The 15,637-nt window shown below is 71.4% G+C and carries 16 protein-coding genes and 1 tRNA gene; 8 read left to right on the top strand and 9 right to left on the bottom strand.

The features are described 5' to 3' along the window. Window positions 1–39 precede the first annotated feature (39 nt). The 3 genes from mscL to QFW80_RS07765 are packed head-to-tail and all read right to left on the bottom strand — an operon-like array spanning window position 40 to window position 1,515. Window positions 40–453 (bottom strand): large-conductance mechanosensitive channel protein MscL, encoded by a 414-nt coding sequence (gene mscL, locus QFW80_RS07775; protein ID WP_280601067.1) that lies wholly within the window; start codon window positions 451–453, stop codon window positions 40–42. Window positions 454–501: 48 nt separating this feature from the next. Then, a complete protein-coding gene (locus QFW80_RS07770; RefSeq protein WP_280601065.1) occupies window positions 502–1,218 on the bottom strand; it encodes a fumarylacetoacetate hydrolase family protein in 717 nt (238 codons plus the stop codon). A 6-nt stretch (window positions 1,219–1,224) separates the two neighbouring features. Continuing rightward, window positions 1,225–1,515, bottom strand: a complete 291-nt coding sequence (locus QFW80_RS07765; RefSeq protein ID WP_280601063.1) for a hypothetical protein — start codon at window positions 1,513–1,515, stop codon at window positions 1,225–1,227. 82 nt (window positions 1,516–1,597) lie between these two features. Here QFW80_RS07765 and QFW80_RS07760 point away from each other — a divergent pair, with 82 nt between their 5' ends. Then, window positions 1,598–1,942, top strand: a complete 345-nt coding sequence (locus tag QFW80_RS07760) for a Rieske (2Fe-2S) protein (protein WP_280601062.1) — start codon at window positions 1,598–1,600, stop codon at window positions 1,940–1,942. 36 nt (window positions 1,943–1,978) lie between these two features. Here the strand turns inward: QFW80_RS07760 and QFW80_RS07755 are convergent, their stop codons facing one another. The 4 genes from QFW80_RS07755 to thiS all read right to left on the bottom strand — a co-directional run bounded on the left by QFW80_RS07755 (window position 1,979) and on the right by thiS (window position 6,111). Further along, complete coding sequence (locus tag QFW80_RS07755; protein WP_280601061.1) at window positions 1,979–3,817, bottom strand: SLC13 family permease; 1,839 nt, start codon at window positions 3,815–3,817, stop codon at window positions 1,979–1,981. A 147-nt stretch (window positions 3,818–3,964) separates the two neighbouring features. Next, a complete protein-coding gene (gene trmB / locus QFW80_RS07750; protein ID WP_280601060.1) occupies window positions 3,965–4,732 on the bottom strand; it encodes a tRNA (guanosine(46)-N7)-methyltransferase TrmB in 768 nt (255 codons plus the stop codon). 195 nt (window positions 4,733–4,927) lie between these two features. Then, on the bottom strand, window positions 4,928–5,725 hold the full coding sequence (locus tag QFW80_RS07745) for a thiazole synthase (protein WP_280601059.1): 798 nt from the start codon (window positions 5,723–5,725) through the stop codon (window positions 4,928–4,930). 185 nt (window positions 5,726–5,910) lie between these two features. Then, a complete protein-coding gene (gene thiS, locus QFW80_RS07740; protein ID WP_280601058.1) occupies window positions 5,911–6,111 on the bottom strand; it encodes a sulfur carrier protein ThiS in 201 nt (66 codons plus the stop codon). A 153-nt stretch (window positions 6,112–6,264) separates the two neighbouring features. Between thiS and QFW80_RS07735 the strand changes: the two genes are divergently transcribed. From QFW80_RS07735 to QFW80_RS07710, 6 genes are all read left to right on the top strand, one after another. Then, on the top strand, window positions 6,265–8,151 hold the full coding sequence (locus tag QFW80_RS07735) for an autotransporter domain-containing protein (protein ID WP_280601056.1): 1,887 nt from the start codon (window positions 6,265–6,267) through the stop codon (window positions 8,149–8,151). Between the two features lie 76 nt (window positions 8,152–8,227). Then, window positions 8,228–8,301 (top strand) — tRNA-Gly (locus QFW80_RS07730). Window positions 8,302–8,362: 61 nt separating this feature from the next. Continuing rightward, a complete protein-coding gene (rimK, locus tag QFW80_RS07725; RefSeq protein ID WP_280601055.1) occupies window positions 8,363–9,319 on the top strand; it encodes a 30S ribosomal protein S6--L-glutamate ligase in 957 nt (318 codons plus the stop codon). 248 nt (window positions 9,320–9,567) lie between these two features. After that, the gene (locus tag QFW80_RS07720; protein ID WP_280601053.1) at window positions 9,568–10,251 is read left to right on the top strand and encodes a response regulator transcription factor; all 684 of its coding nucleotides are present in this window, start codon (window positions 9,568–9,570) and stop codon (window positions 10,249–10,251) included. Continuing rightward, a complete protein-coding gene (locus tag QFW80_RS07715) occupies window positions 10,238–11,587 on the top strand; it encodes a sensor histidine kinase (protein ID WP_280601051.1) in 1,350 nt (449 codons plus the stop codon). Before QFW80_RS07720 ends, QFW80_RS07715 begins: the two co-directional genes overlap by 14 nt. 151 nt (window positions 11,588–11,738) lie before the next feature. After that, window positions 11,739–12,503, top strand: coding sequence for a protein-L-isoaspartate(D-aspartate) O-methyltransferase (locus QFW80_RS07710; protein WP_280601049.1), 765 nt, complete (start codon window positions 11,739–11,741; stop codon window positions 12,501–12,503). Window positions 12,504–12,636: 133 nt separating this feature from the next. On the opposite strand, the gene QFW80_RS07705 is transcribed toward QFW80_RS07710, so the two are convergent. Further along, the gene (locus QFW80_RS07705; RefSeq protein ID WP_280601048.1) at window positions 12,637–13,548 is read right to left on the bottom strand and encodes a branched-chain amino acid transaminase; all 912 of its coding nucleotides are present in this window, start codon (window positions 13,546–13,548) and stop codon (window positions 12,637–12,639) included. Window positions 13,549–13,635: 87 nt separating this feature from the next. Then, entirely contained in the window at window positions 13,636–14,316 is a 681-nt protein-coding gene (locus QFW80_RS07700; protein ID WP_280601046.1) for a DUF4124 domain-containing protein, read from the bottom strand. A 180-nt stretch (window positions 14,317–14,496) separates the two neighbouring features. On the opposite strand from QFW80_RS07700, the gene QFW80_RS07695 reads away from it, so the two are divergent. Further along, the gene (locus tag QFW80_RS07695) at window positions 14,497–15,612 is read left to right on the top strand and encodes a GGDEF domain-containing protein (RefSeq protein WP_280601044.1); all 1,116 of its coding nucleotides are present in this window, start codon (window positions 14,497–14,499) and stop codon (window positions 15,610–15,612) included. Window positions 15,613–15,637: the final 25 nt, after the last annotated feature.

Here is a 15,637-nt window from a genome sequence, read left to right as displayed (position 1 = left end):
AGGCGGGCGGGTTCGACCGGATGTGCGGGAAGTCGCGTGTCAGCGACGCAGCAGGTCGCGGATCTCGCGCAGCAGCACCACGTCTTCCGGCGGTGCGGCCGGTGCCTCAGGCTCCGCCGGCTTCTTGCGGTGGAAGCGGTTGATCGTGCGCACCAGCAGGAAGATCGCGAACGCGATGATGATGAACTGGATGATCGTGTTGATGAACGCGCCGTACCCCAGCACCACCGCGGGCACCTCCTCGCCGGCCGCGTTCACCGTGGCCTCGCGCAGGGTCCAGCCCAGGTCGGCGAAGTCCACGCCGCCCAGCAGCAGTCCGATCGGCGGCATGATCACATTGTCGACCAGCGAGGTGACGATCTTCCCGAAGGCGGCGCCGATCACCACGCCGACGGCGAGGTCGATGACGTTGCCGCGCATCGCGAATTCACGGAACTCGGAGAGCATGCCCATCGCGGACTCCTGCGTGCGGATCGGGACGGCCGTCGCCGGCCGCGGCCACTATGCCCGCGCGGCGCGGACGTGGCAACGCAGCTCCAGCACATCGTCCAGGCGCGCCACGCAGGCATCGCCAGGCTGCAGCGCGGCCACGCCCGCGGGCGTGCCCATGAACACCAGGTCCCCGGCGCGCAGCGCGTAGAGCTTCGAGAGTTCGTGCAGGATCTCCGGCACGTCCCAGATCAGCTGGTCCAGGCCCGACTGCTGGCGGCGTTCGCCGTTGACCTCGAGCGACAGCACGCGCGACGGCAACGCGCCGACATCGGCCGCCGGCACCAGCTCGCTCACCGGCGCCGACTGGTCGAAACCCTTGGCCGTGTCCCACGGCAGGCCCTTGGCCTTCGCCGCGGCCTGCAGGTCGCGGCGGGTGAGGTCCAGCCCCACGCCGTAGCCGAACACCAGCGCCTGCGCGGCATCGACGGGCAGTTCGCCCGCCGGTGCGTCCAGGCCGATCGCGACCACCAGTTCCACCTCGTGGTGCAGATCGTGCGTGGCCAGCGGGTAGTCCACGGCGTCGCAGGTGACGATCGCATCGGCCGGCTTGTGGAAGAACACCGGGGTACCGCGCTCGGCCTTCGACGCCGGGGCGGTGGCGCCCATCTCGCGGGCATGGTCGGCGAAATTGCGCCCGACGCAGTAGATGCGGCGCACCGGGAAGGTGCCGCCGCCGCGCACGGGGATGCGCGGCACCGGGGCCGCGGGCACGACGTCCGGGTGCATCCGCGGTCAGCGCAGCGCGGGCTGGCCAGGCTTGGCGACGATGCGGTACTCGGCGTCGAGCACGCCATCGCGGCCGGCCGGCTTGCGGGCGCGCAAGGCGCCGCGCAGCAGGCCGAAGGAGACCATCGCCGCGCCCACGAACAGCCCCACCACCAGCAGCACCGCCAGGATCGCGACGCCGACCAGCCCCAGCGCCAGCTTCAGCAGCGGGTTGCGCGGCTTGCGCGGCGTCAGCAGGCCACGCAGGCCGGAGGCGTCGAAGCGGGCATGCAGGGTACGGAACAGGACTGAGGACATCGGCGGGGATGAGACAATGGCAAGGCGCCCAGTATCGGGTGCCACTGCCATCCACGTGTAACAAGTTCGTTAAAGCGCTGTGATGAACATCCCCGACCCGTCGCCCGCCCTGATCGATCTCGACCGCATCCCCGACGGCGGCTTCGCCGAGGTCGAGGCCATGCTGGACGGCGAGGCCGAGTCGCTCGTGCTGCACCGCGACGGCGAACGGGTCCGCGCGTGGCTCAATGTCTGTCCGCACGCCGGCCGGCGCCTCGACTGGTCGTCGGGCCAGTTCCTGAAGACCAAGGACGGCCTGCTGGTCTGCGCCGCGCACGGGGCCACGTTCGAGCTGGGGAACGGCGCATGCGTGGCCGGCCCGTGCCGCGGCGAATCGCTGCGGGCGGTCGCGGTCGAGGTGATGGACGGCGGGGTGCGGCTGGCGTGAGCCGGCGCGTCGCCGCGCAGGGTACGCACGGGCGCGTCAGAACATCAGGTTCACCACCAGCACCACGATCAGCGTGTACACCAGCGACAGCGGCACGCCGATCTTCCACAGCTCGCGCGGACGGTAGCCGCCCGGGCCGGTGATCATCGACATCACCGGGTTGGACTGGGTGATGAAGTTGTTCGAGGCCGACAGCGCCACGATCAGCGCGAACGCGGTGGGGTTGCCGTCCGCGGCCAGTGCGAGGTTGATCGCCAGCGGCACCACCACGATCGTCGCGCCGACATGGCTGATCACCATCGAGAACGCGGCCGTGAGCAGGGCCACGGCGAACTCGATCAGCCAGATCGGCAGGCCCGTGGGCAGCCGTTCGATGGTGTGCCCGGCCACCCAGGCCGCGGCGCCGCTGCCGTCCATGGCCCAGCCCAGCGGAATCAGGCAGGCCATCAGGAACACCGTCTTCCAGCTGATCGCCGAATAGGCCTCGTCCATCTTCAGCACGCCGAACACCAGCATGCCGGCCACGCCGGTCATCAGCGCGATCGAGGTCGGCACCCGGCCGGACACCGCGATCAGCATGGTGACGGCGAAGATCGTCATCGCGATGCGGAACTTGTGCGGCCGCTGCTCGCCCTTGGGGTAGTCGGTGACGATCACGAAGTCGCGCCTGGACGAGGCCTGGCCGAGGTCGTGCCAGATGCTGTGCAGCACCAGCATGTCGCCGGCACGCAGCGGGGTGTTGCGCACGTCGTCGCGGATCACGGTCTTGTCGCGGTTGATCGCCAGCAGGCTGATGCCGTACTGGCGGCGCAGCTGCAGGTCGGCCGCGGTCTTGCCGATGAACTTCGAGGTGGGCGGGATCACCGCTTCGGAAATGCCCGCGCGGCTCGGGTTGAACAGGTCGGCGAAGTTGCGCAGGCGCGAATTCATGCGCAGGAACTGGTTCTGCGCGAAATCCGCCACCTGCTGGCGCGGGCCCATCGCGCCGAGCACGCTGCCCACCCAGATCCGCGCGTCGCCGGGCGGCGCCAGGCGCGATTCGTTGCCGGTCTGCAGCGCCAGCAGCAGCGGCGCGTTGTGCAGCGCCTCGGCCTCGCCGAAGCTCATGCCCACCAGCGGGCTGTCGGCGGTGACCGTCAGCTCGTGCACTTCGCCCTCGATGCCGTACGTGCGCGAGAAATAGCTCTCGGTGCGCGCGGGCGTGACGTTGCTGTCGCCGTCGCCGCGCAGCTTGCGGTCGCCGACGAACTGGAAGTACAGCAGCCCTGCCGCCAGCAGCGAGAGGCCGATGGGCATCGGCGCGAACATGTTCAGCGGCTCGAGCGTAGCCGCGCCCGAGGGCAGGTTGGCGTTCGCGGCCACCAGCAGGTCGTTGAGCAGGATCAGCGGCGAGGTGCCGACCATGGTCAGCGAGCCGCCCATCACGATCGCCACCGCCACCGGCAGCAGCAGCCGCGAGAGGCTGATGCCGGTGCGCGAGGACAGGCGCGAGATCACCGGCAGGTACAGCGCCATCACCGCCGGGTTCTGCATCACCGAGGAATTGGCGCCAGCGATGCCGGAGACCAGCAGCAGCAACCGCTGCTCGACGCCGCGCGCGCGCCGCAGCAGCCAGCCGGCCAGGCGGTTGAGCGCGCCGGTGCGGTCCAGGCCCATGCCCAGGATCATCGTGGCGATCACGCTGATCACGGCGTTGGAGGAGAAGCCGTTGAACAGGTCCTCCGGCTGTACCAGTCCGGTCAGGCCAAGCATCACCAGCACCACCAGCGCCACCAGGTCGGCGCGCACGCGCTGGAACAGGAACAGCACCATCGTCAGGCCGACCAGCCCGAGGACGATCTTCATGTCCGTGGTGAGGGCGAGCTGGGTGTCCATCAGGGGCGCGAACCGGGATCGGTCGTCCCCGATCCGCTGCCGTGAGCCACCGCCGGCCACATCCGCCGCGTGGCGGATCCCTGCGGCGCGCAACGATCGGCGACGACGGCGCGGGTCCGACCCGGCAGCGCGGTCCGGGCGCCGGGCTCAACCATCGCGGCGCTCATCCGACGGCGCCTGCGGCGGCCCCGCGGCGGGTACGGGCACCCGGTCGTAGAGCAGGTCCCAGACGCCGTGTCCGAGGCGCTGGCCCCGGGTCTCGAAGTGCGTCTGCGGACGCCAGTCGGGACGCGGCACGCATCCACGCGCGCCGGCGCGGTTGCGCAGTCCCGGGGTGGCGTCGAGGACGTCCCACATCTGCTCCGCATAGTCCCGCCAATCGGTGGCGAGGTGCAAGCGTCCGCCCGGTGCGAGCTTGCGTACCAGCAACTCGGCGAACGCCGGCTGGACGAGGCGCCGCTTGTGGTGGCGCTTCTTGTGCCACGGGTCCGGAAAATAGATGCGGATCTCGTCGAGGCCGGCGTCGGCGATCTCGTGGGTCAGCACCTCGACCGCATCGTGATGGTAGACCCGCACGTTCGACGCGCCGTCGGCGGCGAGCGCGTTGAGCAGTCGGCCGACGCCCGGTGCGTGCACTTCGATGCCGATCAGGTCGCGGGCGGGATCGCGCGCCGCGGCGTAGCGCAGCGCCTCGCCGTTGCCGAATCCGATCTCCAGCACGCGCGGTGCGCTGCGCTCGAACACACGGTCGAAATCGCGCGGGGCGCCGGCGTAGTCCAGGCCGTAGCGCGGCCACAGCGCTTCGAACGCGCGCTGCTGCGCCTCGGTGAAGCGGCCCTGGCGCAGCACGAAGCTGCGGATCGCGCGATGGCCGGGATCGGCGGTATAGGGCTTCTTCTGCAGCGGATCAGGCACGACGCGCATCCGCCGCGGCGAAACCTGCAGGTGCGAGCGCGTCGGGCCCGCGGAACCGCACCGGGCTGATGCGCGCCCGGTCGGCCGGTGCGGCAGGCCGCCACGATCCCCGCGCAACCCAGCCGCAGCCGCGCGCGCACGCGGCCCACCGGCAGGCGCGTGCGGATGCGGCCAGCGCGCGCCGGCGGCGCCGGTTCACCCGATCAGCCCGTCGACCGGCGAAGAGGCCGAGGCGAAGCGCTTGCGCGGAATGCGACCGGCGAGGAAGGCATCGCGCCCGGCCTCGACCGCGAGCCGCATCGCCCGCGCCATGCGCACCGGATCTTTCGCGCCGGCAATCGCCGTGTTCATCAGCACGCCGTCGCAGCCCAGTTCCATCGCGATCGCCGCGTCGGAGGCGGTGCCCACGCCGGCGTCGACGATGATCGGCACCTTCGCGTTCTCGACGATCTCCAGCAGGTTGTACCGGTTCTGGATACCGAGGCCGGAGCCGATCGGCGCGGCCAGTGGCATCACCGCCACGCAGCCGATCTCCTCCAGCCGGCGGGCCAGGATCGGATCGTCGCTGGTGTAGACCATCACGTCGAAGCCGTCGGCGACCAGCTGTTCGGCGGCCTTGAGCGTCTGGACCACGTCCGGGTACAGCGTCTTCTGGTCGCCCAGCACCTCGAGCTTGGTCAGCGGGTGGCCGTCGAGCAGTTCCCGCGCCAGCCGGCAGGTGCGCACGGCGTCCTCGGCGGTGTAGCAGCCGGCGGTGTTGGGGAGGATGGTGTAGTGGTCGGGCGGGAGCACGTCGAGCAGGTTCGGCTCGCCGGGCGTCTGGCCGATGTTGGTGCGGCGGATGGCGACGGTGACGATCTGCGCGCCGGCGGCCTCGGTGGCGCGGCGGGTTTCGTCGAGGTCCCTGAACTTGCCGGTGCCGGTGAGCAGGCGCGAGCGGTACGTCTTGCCGGCGATGACGAGGCCGTCGTCGTGATGCGTGTGCGTGGTCATCGCCCGATTATCGCAAAGGCGCGCGGCTCGCGTGCGCCCGCCGGCGATCGCTGCCGCGGAAGCGACTGTGCCAGGCGCGGTCGGCGCGCCACGGGAAGGCAGCGCGAGGTGTTCCGGATGAGCGGAGGCGGACGGCAGGCGCCGGATTCGGCGCCGCGAAACGTCGCGGTGGCGCCGGCTCCGGCTCAGCCGCCGCCCAGCGCGTGCACGATCTCGACCCGGTCGCCGGGCTGCAGCGGATGGGTGGCATGCCGCCCGCGCGGCACGATCTCGCCGTTCACCTCCACCGCGACCCGACGCGTGCCCAGCCCCTGGGCTTCGAGCAGGGCCTGGACGGTGGCGCCGTCGTCGATCTTCAGGAGGTCGCCGTTGAGTTCGATGTCCATGCGGCGATTGTCTCCCGATGCGCGCCTGCCTGCATCCGCCCGGTGCGCGCGTGCGGCACTGCGGCGTGAGCGTGGCGGCGGCTTCATGGAGACTTGTGCACCGTGCGGTCCCGTATTGGGAGCGCCGTCCCCATTGCACCCCGGAGTTGCTGCATGCCCCCTCGCATCCACCGTTCCCGTCCCGCCACCGGCCTGCTCGCCGCCGCACTGGCCCTGGCCGCGTCCACCCCGGCGCTGGCCGACGACACCTTCTCGCGCACCGTGTTCTTCGGCGACAGCCTCACCGACGCCGGCTACTTCCGCCCGCTGCTGGTGCAGCAGAATCCGCAGGCCGCGATTCTCGGTCGCTTCACCACCAATCCCGGGCTGGTGTGGGCCGAATGGCTGGCCGACTACTACGGCTCCGATGCAAGGCCCGCCGTCGATCCATCCCTCGCGTGTGGTCCTACCTTCTGCCAGCCCGCGTTGACCGGGGGAGACAACTACGCGGCCGGTGGCGCCATGGTAAGCGCCGATCGCATTGGGCCACCGTTCGGCTTCACCCCGTCTATGAGTACCCAGTTGAACTACTACTTGGGCTCCACGGGAGGGAGAGCCGATCCAGATGCGCTCTACACCGTCTGGGGCGGCGCCAACGACCTGTTCGCGATCGCGGCCAACCCGGCCCAGGCGCAGCAGATCATCGGTGCGGCGGTGACCGCCCAGGTCGGCATCGTCGGCGCGCTGCAGGGCGCCGGCGCGCGCTACGTGCTGGTGCCCAACATCCCCGACCTCGGCATCACCCCGAGCTTCCGCGCCCAGGGTGCCGCGGCCGCGGCCCAGGGCACCGCGCTTGCGACCGCCTACAACGACGCCCTGTATGGCGGCCTGGAGGCCAGCGGCCTGCGCGTGATCCCGCTCGACACCTTCACGTTCCTGCGCGAGGTGGTGGACGACCCGGCGATGTACGGGTTCGCCAACGTCACCGGCACCGCCTGCCAGCCACAGATCACGGCGCAGTCGATCACCTGCAACCCCGGCACCTACGCCAGCCCCGGCGCGGACCAGACCTACCTGTTCGCCGATGGCGTGCACCCGTCGTCCGCAGCGCATCGCGCGATCGCGGACCTGGCCCTGGGCATGCTCGAGGGGCCGCGCCAGATGGCCGTGCTTCCGCGCTCAACGGCGATGACCGGCCGCGGCCGGGCCGAACGCATCGGCGCGCAGGTGTCGGCGCCGATCCAGGATGGCCGGCGCTGGTTCGCCGACCTGCGCGGCGATTTCCAGCGCTACGGCCATGGCGACCAGTACGACGGCGCCGGCCCCGCGCTCACCGCGGGCCTGGCCTGGGGCAGCGGCCAGCTGACCTATGGCGGTTTCGCCGGCTACGGCCGCCAGGCCAACGACTGGGGCCGCCGCCGTGGCGACTGGGACCAGTCCGAGGCGACCCTGGGCGGCTTCGTCGGCTGGCAATCCGAGAATGGCGCGTGGCTCGGTGCGCAGCTGAGCTACAGCCAGCTCGACATCGACACCCAGCGCCAGGTGCCGATCGGCCCGGCGCTGCGGGTGCACCGCGGCGACACCGACGGCAGCAACCTGACCGCCGCCCTGCATGCCGGCTGGCGCATGGGCGAGGGCGCGCTGCGCCACGGGCCGGTGCTCGGCGTGGTGGCGCAGCGAATCGAGATCGACGGCTTCGCGGAAATCGATCCGGCCTCCTCGTCGTCGCTGGCCTTCCCGGACCAGGACTTCAACTCGCTGGTCGGCAGCGTCGGCTGGCAGGTGGACTACACGATCAATCCGCACCTGGCGCCATACGCTCGGCTCACCGTCGACCGCGAGTTCGAGGACGGCGCGGCCGAGGCCTTCGCCACCTCGCAGTCCACCGGGCTGGCCTACGGCGTGCCGGGCCTGGACTACGACGACACCTGGAGCACGCTCACCCTGGGGGCGCGCACGTCGCTGTTCGGCCTCGACGCCAACCTCGGCGTGAGCCTGAACGCCGGCGAGAAGGGCGGCAAGCAGACCACCGCGTTCGCCACCCTGGGCGCCGGTTTCTGACCGACGCGGCCACGTGGCGCCGGTGACGGCGCCGCGTTGCCAGCCTGCGCCGACCGGGCTTAGACTGCTCGCCTGCGCGGGTGTAGTTCAATGGTAGAACTGCAGCTTCCCAAGCTGCTAGCGTGGGTTCGATTCCCATCACCCGCTCCAATCCAGGCGGCGGCACCATCGAACGGTGGTGCCGCCGTTTTTTCGCCGGCGCCGCCCCCGCATGAAGCTCGCGATCCTGTCCCGCAACGGCAAGCTCTATTCCACCCGGCGGCTGGTGGAGGCCGCGCGCGCGGCCGGACACAGCGTGCGCGTGCTCGATCCGCTGCGCTGCTACATGCGCATCGACGACCACGGCTTCGCGATGCGCTACAAGGGCCGCGCGATCGACGGCTACGGCGCGGTGATCCCGCGCATCGGCGCCTCGATCACCCGCTACGGCTGCGCGGTGCTGCGACAGTTCGAACTGATGGGCAGCCGCACGCCCAACCCGGCCGCGGCGATCGCACGCGCGCGCGACAAGCTCGGCTGCCACCAGTTGCTGGCCGCGCACGGGATCGGCCTGCCGGCCACCGTGTTCGGCGACAACCCGGACGACACCGCCGACCTGCTCGCCCTGCTCGGGCCGCCGCCGCACGTGGTCAAGCTCAACGAGGGCACCCAGGGCGCGGGCGTGATGCTGACCGAGAAGCTGTCGGCCTCGCGCGGGGTGGTGGAGGCGCTGCGCGGGCTGTACGCGAATTTCCTGGTGCAGGAATTCGTGGCCGAGGCCGAGGGCGCGGACCTGCGCTGTTTCGTCGTGGGCGACGAGGTGGTGGCGGCGATGCAGCGCCAGGCGCCGGCGGGCGACTTCCGCTCCAACCTGCATCGCGGCGGCACCGCGGTGGCGATCGATACCACGCCGGAAGAGCGCGACGTCGCCGTGCGCGCCGCGCGGGCGGTGGGGTTGGGGATCGCCGGCGTAGACCTGATCCGCTCGCGCCGCGGCCCGCTGGTGCTCGAGGTCAATGCCTCACCCGGGCTGGAAGGCATTGAAGACGCGACCGGCGTCGATATTGCAGCGAAAATCATCGAAAACGCCGTCTCAGGCCTTGATCATGCAGGATCCGGGCAACGCCGGCGGCGCGCTACCAGGCGCCGGATTAACCTCCGAAGCGGTTCCGATTTAACGAAGGTTTAATCGGCCCGGGACTACCGTGTCGGCACCGGATTCCGCGCTCTCTCCTGTTTCCTTGTCCAAGGGGCAGCAACGGATTTACGGTAATCGGGGCAGTCCTTTTGGGCCCAGGCGATGGCATCGTCTGGGCTCTTTTGTGGGTGCGCGTCGACGCGGCCGCGACCGGGGCGTGTGACAGAATCCGCCTCCCGCGCCGGCGGAACCGCAACCCCATCCCGCGGTCCAACCGGCCGCCCCCACGGAATCCGTACATGCGCATCCTCGTCATCGAAGACAACCAGGACATCGCCGCCAACCTCGGCGACTATCTCGAGGACCGCGGCCACACCGTCGACTTCGCCGCCGACGGCGTCACCGGCCTGCACCTGGCGGTGGTCCACGACTTCGATGCGATCGTGCTCGACCTCAACCTGCCCGGGATCGACGGGCTCGAGGTCTGCCGCAAGCTGCGCAACGAGGCCCGCAAGCAGACCCCGGTGCTGATGCTGACCGCGCGCGACAGCCTGGACAACAAGCTCGCCGGCTTCGATTCCGGCGCCGACGACTACCTGGTCAAGCCCTTCGCGCTGCAGGAAGTCGAGGTTCGGCTGAACGCGCTCTCTCGCCGCGGCAAGGGCGTGCAGACGCGGGTGCTGGACGTGCACGACCTCGAGTACAACCTCGACACCCTGGAAGTGCGTCGCCAGGGCAAGCTGGTGCAGCTCAACCCGACCGCGCTGAAGATCCTGCAGGCGCTGATGGAAGCCTCGCCGGCAGTGGTCACCCGCCAGGACCTGGAAACCCGGGTCTGGGGCGAGGAACTGCCCGATTCGGACTCGCTGCGGGTGCACATCCACGGCCTGCGCGCGGTGATCGACAAGCCGTTCGACGTGCCGCTGATCCAGACCCGCCACGGCATCGGCTACCGGATCGCCGCGCCCGATGGCGCAGGCTGACGCGGAGCGGCCGACCCCGGCGCGCGGCCGCGCCGCACGCCGCTACCGCAGGCGGCTGCGCAGCCGCATCATCCTGACGTTCTTCCTGCTGGGCGTCGGCCTGATGGTCCTGTTCGCCTTCGCGACCAACTGGACCCGCAACCGGGTCGAGAACGACCTGGTCGAGGACGTGCTCAACCGCAACATCGACGCGGCCGCGCACGAGTACGCGCTCAACCCCGAACAGCCCGTGGCGCCGGTGGCGCAGATGCGGGCCTGGGTGTTCCCCGCCGACCGCTTCGACACCGTGCGCGCCAACCGGCCGGAATGGGCGCGGCTGGAAGACGGCATCCACAACTTCAGCGACATCGACGAATTCGGCCAGGAGACCAACTACCTGCTGGCCGTGCGCAAGACGCCGGAAGCCTGGTTCTTCCTCGCCTACGACATGACCCAGGTGCGCCAGGGCGAGGACAAGTTCCGGCGCGCGATCCTGGGCTCGGTGCTGCTGTTCTCGCTGCTGTCGCTGCTGCTGGGGTGGTGGTCGGCGTCGCGGGTGATGAGTCCGGTCTCGGAGCTGGCGGCACGCCTCGGGCAGTCCGGCGGCAGTACCGCGCCCGACCCGCTGGCCCCGCATTTCCCGGACGACGAGGTCGGCGAACTGGCCAAGGCGCTGGACGACTACGCTGCGCGCCTGACCGAGGTGGTGCAGCGCGACCGCGAGTTCAACGCCGACGTCAGCCACGAACTGCGCACGCCGCTGGCGGTGATCCGCGGGGCGGTGGAACTCTTGCTCTCGCGCCCGGAGCTTGACGACAAGACCCGCGCGCGGCTGCTGCGCATCCAGCGCGCCGAACAGCAGTGCACCGACCTGATCAGCGCACTGCTGCTGCTTTCGCGCAACGAGCGCGGACACGGGGCCACCGACGTCGCCCGGGTGGCCGAGCAGCTGTTCGACGCCCACCGCGGCCAGCTCGGCAGCAAGCCGCTGCGGCTGCGGCTCGACGGTGCGCCGGGGCAGGTGGTGGTCGATGCTCCGGAATCGGCGGTCACTGTCGCGCTCGGCAACCTGGTGGGCAACGCGGTCAAGTACACGCAGCAGGGCGAGGTGGTGGTGCGGCTGCTCGACAATGCGGTGGAGGTGATCGACTCCGGCCCCGGCCTCAGTGCCGAGGACGCGGCACGCCTGTTCGAGCGCGGTTACCGCGGCACCCACGCCGAACACTCGCAGGGCGGCGGCATCGGCCTGTCGATCGTGCGCCGGCTGTGCGCGCTCTACGGCTGGAACGTGCGGGTGGTGCCGGGCGAGACCCAGGGCGTGATCGCCACCCTGACCTTCGCGCCCGCCCAGGAGTGACCCGGCGCGCGGGCGGCCGGTGCGCGCCCCGCGCCATCGAACTTCCGATCACGCAGCCCGGATAAGACAAGCGCATCCGGGGTCCGCTCGCCGGCCACGCGCGTGGCCGTGCGATGATGCGCTCCGTCGCCATTCCGCATGGAGCCGGGCGATGGATACCCCATCACCCAAGCCGAAACACCGCTTCTGGCGCTGGCTGCTCGGCCTGTGCTGGGTGCCGGTTGCGGCCTGCGCGCAGACCGGCCTGGGCAGCGGCGATCCCGCGGCCGCCGCGCGCCAGGCGATGGTCGAACAGCAACTCGTCGCCCGCGGCATCGACGATACGCGCGTGCTGGACGCGATGCGCAGGGTGCCCCGCCACCGCTTCGTGCCCGAGGCGCTCGCCGAACAGGCCTACGGCGACCAGCCGCTGCCGATCGGCCACGACCAGACCATCTCCCAGCCCTACATCGTCGCCTTGATGACCCAGCTCGCGCGCCCGGCGCCGGACGACCGGGTGCTCGAGGTGGGCACCGGCTCGGGCTACCAGGCGGCGGTGCTGGCCGAACTGGCGGGCGAGGTCTACAGCATCGAGATCGTCACGCCACTGGCGACGCGGGCGGCGCTGACGTTGCGCCGGCTGGGCTACAGCAACGTCGCCGTGCGCAGCGGCGACGGCTACGCCGGCTGGCCGGAGCACGCGCCGTTCGGCGCCATCGTGGTGACCGCCGCGCCCGAACGCATTCCGCCGCCGCTGCTCGAACAGCTCGCGCCGGGCGGGCGGCTGGTGATTCCGGTCGGCCCGCTGCACGCCACGCAGGAGCTGCGGGTGGTGGAGAAGCGCGAGGACGGCAGCCTGCACGAACGGGTCGTGATACCGGTGCGGTTCGTGCCGCTCACGGGCGAGGCGGCCACGCGCGACCGCGGCGATCCATGAGCGGCGCATCGATCCGGTGCGGGGCAGCGCGCCACGTGGTCGTCGGCCAGGACAACACGACCGCGCGCTCGATCCGTCCAGGTCCCGGCCGCGCGCCGTGCGGCGGTCCGGGGCGCAGCGGCTGGCGACAGCGCTACACCGCTTCGAGCCAGCCGTATTTGTCCTGCGTGCCGCCGTCGAACAGGCCGAAGAACAGCTCCTGGATCCGGCGCGTCACCGGCCCGGCCTTGCCGGCGCCGACCTGGCGCCCGTCCACCGAGCGGATCGGCGTGATCTCCGCCGCCGTGCCGCACATGAACAGCTCGTCGCACAGATACAGGTATTCGCGCGGCAGGTCGCGCTCGATGACCGTCAGGCCGGCATCGCGCGCCAGGGTGATGATCGAGTTGCGGGTGATGCCGTTGAGCAGCGCGGCGCTGACCGGCGTGGTGTGCAGCGCGCCGTCGAAGACCAGGAACAGGTTCTCGCCGGCGCCTTCGCTGAGCAGCCCGGTCGAAGCCAGGGCGATGCCCTCGCCGAATCCCAGCCTCCGCGCCTCGCGCGCGACCAGGGTGCCCGACAGATAGTTGCCACCGGCCTTGGCGCCGGCGGGGATGGTGTTGGGGGCGAACCGCTGCCAGCTCGACACGCAGGCGTCGATGCCGTTCGACAGCGCCTCGTCGCCCAGGTACTTGCCCATCTTCCAGGTGGCTACGGCCACGTCCACCGGGGTCTCGGCCGAGAGCCCGAACCCGCCGAGGCCGCGGTAGGCGACCGGACGCAGGTAGTCGGTGGTGTTGCCGTTGGCGGCGATCACCTCGCGGCAGGCGGCGTTGATCTGCTCCAGCGAGTAGGGGATGTCGATCTCGTGGATCTTGGCCGACAGGTACAGGCGCCGGTTGTGGTCGGTGAGGCGGAAGATCGCCGGGCCCTGCGCGGTGTCGTAGCAGCGGATGCCCTCGAACACGGACGAGCCGTAGTGCAGCGCGTGCGACATGACGTGGGTGGTGCCTTCGGCCCACGGCTTGATCGCGCCGTTGTGCCAGATCCAGTCCGGGTACTGCATGCGCCGCCCTCGAGGTTCGAAAGCGTCATTTTGCCCGATTGCGGCGCCCGCACGCGTCCGCCCCGCGGCTGCGTCGGGCACCGATGGCTACAGGCTCACCCACCAGCATCCGAGGTGCCGGCGCAGCGAGAACACCGTCTGCAGCGGCGTGATCCGGTTGGCGACCGTCTGGTCGACCACCAGCCCGGTCGGGGCCCGACGCGCCTGCTGCCCGCGCTGGGCGGCGGCCCGGACCGAATCGGGCAGGGCAGCGTCCGCTCCGCCGCCGGTCTGCGGGTTCGAGGTGGTGCGCATCTCCGGGCGCGCCGGGCTGCGCCAGGTGAGGCTGCCGGCGGACGCGGGCGCAGCCGGGAGTGTCGGCGCGGGCGGCGGCTGCAGCGGACTGACGTCGATCAGCGGCCGGTTCACGATGGCGTCGAGGCGGCCCATGATCGCGTAGGCGGTGCGCGAGGACGTGCCGGGCCAGTGGTAGATCCCGGCCAGGCGGTTGACGTCGCGCCCGTCGATGGCGGAGGTCAGCTCGAACACCAGGTCCTGCAGGTTGCGGCTGCAGTCGCGGCGGATGTAGCGCCCGCCGGGGGCGTCGGCCACGCCCTGGCGCGGCACCCGCTCGGTCGCGCCCAGGTCCTTGCAGGCGCGGTCGGTGTAGACGTGGCTGCCGTCGTCGGTGACGCAGCGGCGGATCTGGCCCTGCGCCGCCGGCGCGAGCGCCGGCAGCGCGAGCAGCAGGAGCAGGGCCAGGGCGCGGGGCTGGAACGGGTGCGGCATCGCCGCAGCCTATCGCCGCGCCTGCCGCGCGGGAAGTCCGCGGGCGCGTCGCGTTCAGGCCGTCTTCGCGCGCCCCGCCCGTTCATGCCGGACCCATGGGCAGGCGGGTGGCGCCGGGGGTACGCTAGGGGCAAGGCGAGGGGGGAGGGCCGCGCGCCGGCGCGGCGCACGACGCAGCACATGCCGCAGGACGAATTCATCGAGCAGCGCGCGGCGCAGCGCGGGCGCAACCTCTTGCTGCAGGAACTGCGCGAATCCTGCGAGCGCGCGCGCCTGGGGGGCTTCTTCTATCCGGTCGCGGCGCTGCTGGCGTTCCTGGCCGCAGGCCTGTGGCAATGGCGCTGGCACGCGCTCGCGGTGGTGGGCGGTCTGCTGGCGCTGGCGATCGCGCGCTGCCTGATCGGGCCGTCCGCCGCGCCAGATGTCGACGAAGCGCGCCGCAAGCTGCGGCGGCTGTGGGCGGTGGTGCTGGGTTCGACCGCGCTGTGGGGCGCGTTCAGCGCCTGGACCTTCGCCGCGCTGCCGGAGCCGGCGCCCCTGGTGGCACTGCTCTTCTCGGGCGCGTTCGGCATGGCTCTGGCGCACACGATGTGCATGCGCACCACGCCCGCGGTGGTGGCGATCCTGTGCGTGATGGTGCCCAGCCAGGTGGTGCTGTGGCAGGGCGCATCGCAATGGGTCGCGATCATGTGGGGCGTGTACATGCTGTACATGCTGATGGTGCTGCGGCGCAGCCACCGCGAGTACCGCACGCGGCTGGAGCTGGAAGAGGACCTGCGCCACCAGCGCGACCTGTTCGAGCGCCAGAGCCAGGTCGACGGCCTGACCGGGCTCGCCAACCGGCGCGAATTCGGCGCCGCGCTGGCGCGGGCCGTGGACGGTGCGGCGCCGGCGCGTGCGGTGTCGCTGCTGATCATCGACGTAGACCACTTCAAGCGCATCAACGACAGCCTCGGCCACCGCGCCGGGGATGCCTGCCTGGTGGCGCTGGCCCAGCGCCTGCGCGAGCACTTCCGCGAGCCGGGCGACCTGCCGGTGCGGCTCGGCGGCGAGGAATTCGGGGTGGTCATCCGGGCCGCGCGCGCGCAGGCATCGCAGCGGGCGGAAGCCTTCCGCAAGGCGCTGGCCGGGCAACCCGTGCAGGCACTGGACCGCGAGGTGGCGGTGACCGTCAGCATCGGCTGCGGCCAGTTCGATCCTGCGCGCCACGAAGACGCCGACGCGTTCTACGGCGACGTCGATGCGGCGCTGTATCGCGCCAAGATCGCCGGCCGCAACCGCACCGAGCACGCCTGAGTCCGCCAGGTCTGCGACCCGGCGC

The sequence above is a fragment of the Luteimonas rhizosphaericola genome (assembly GCF_029888045.1).
GTDB classification, from domain to species: Bacteria; Pseudomonadota; Gammaproteobacteria; order Xanthomonadales; family Xanthomonadaceae; genus Luteimonas; species Luteimonas rhizosphaericola.
Note: the sequence above shows the minus strand (reverse complement) of the source record. Positions and strands in the feature narration are given on the sequence as shown.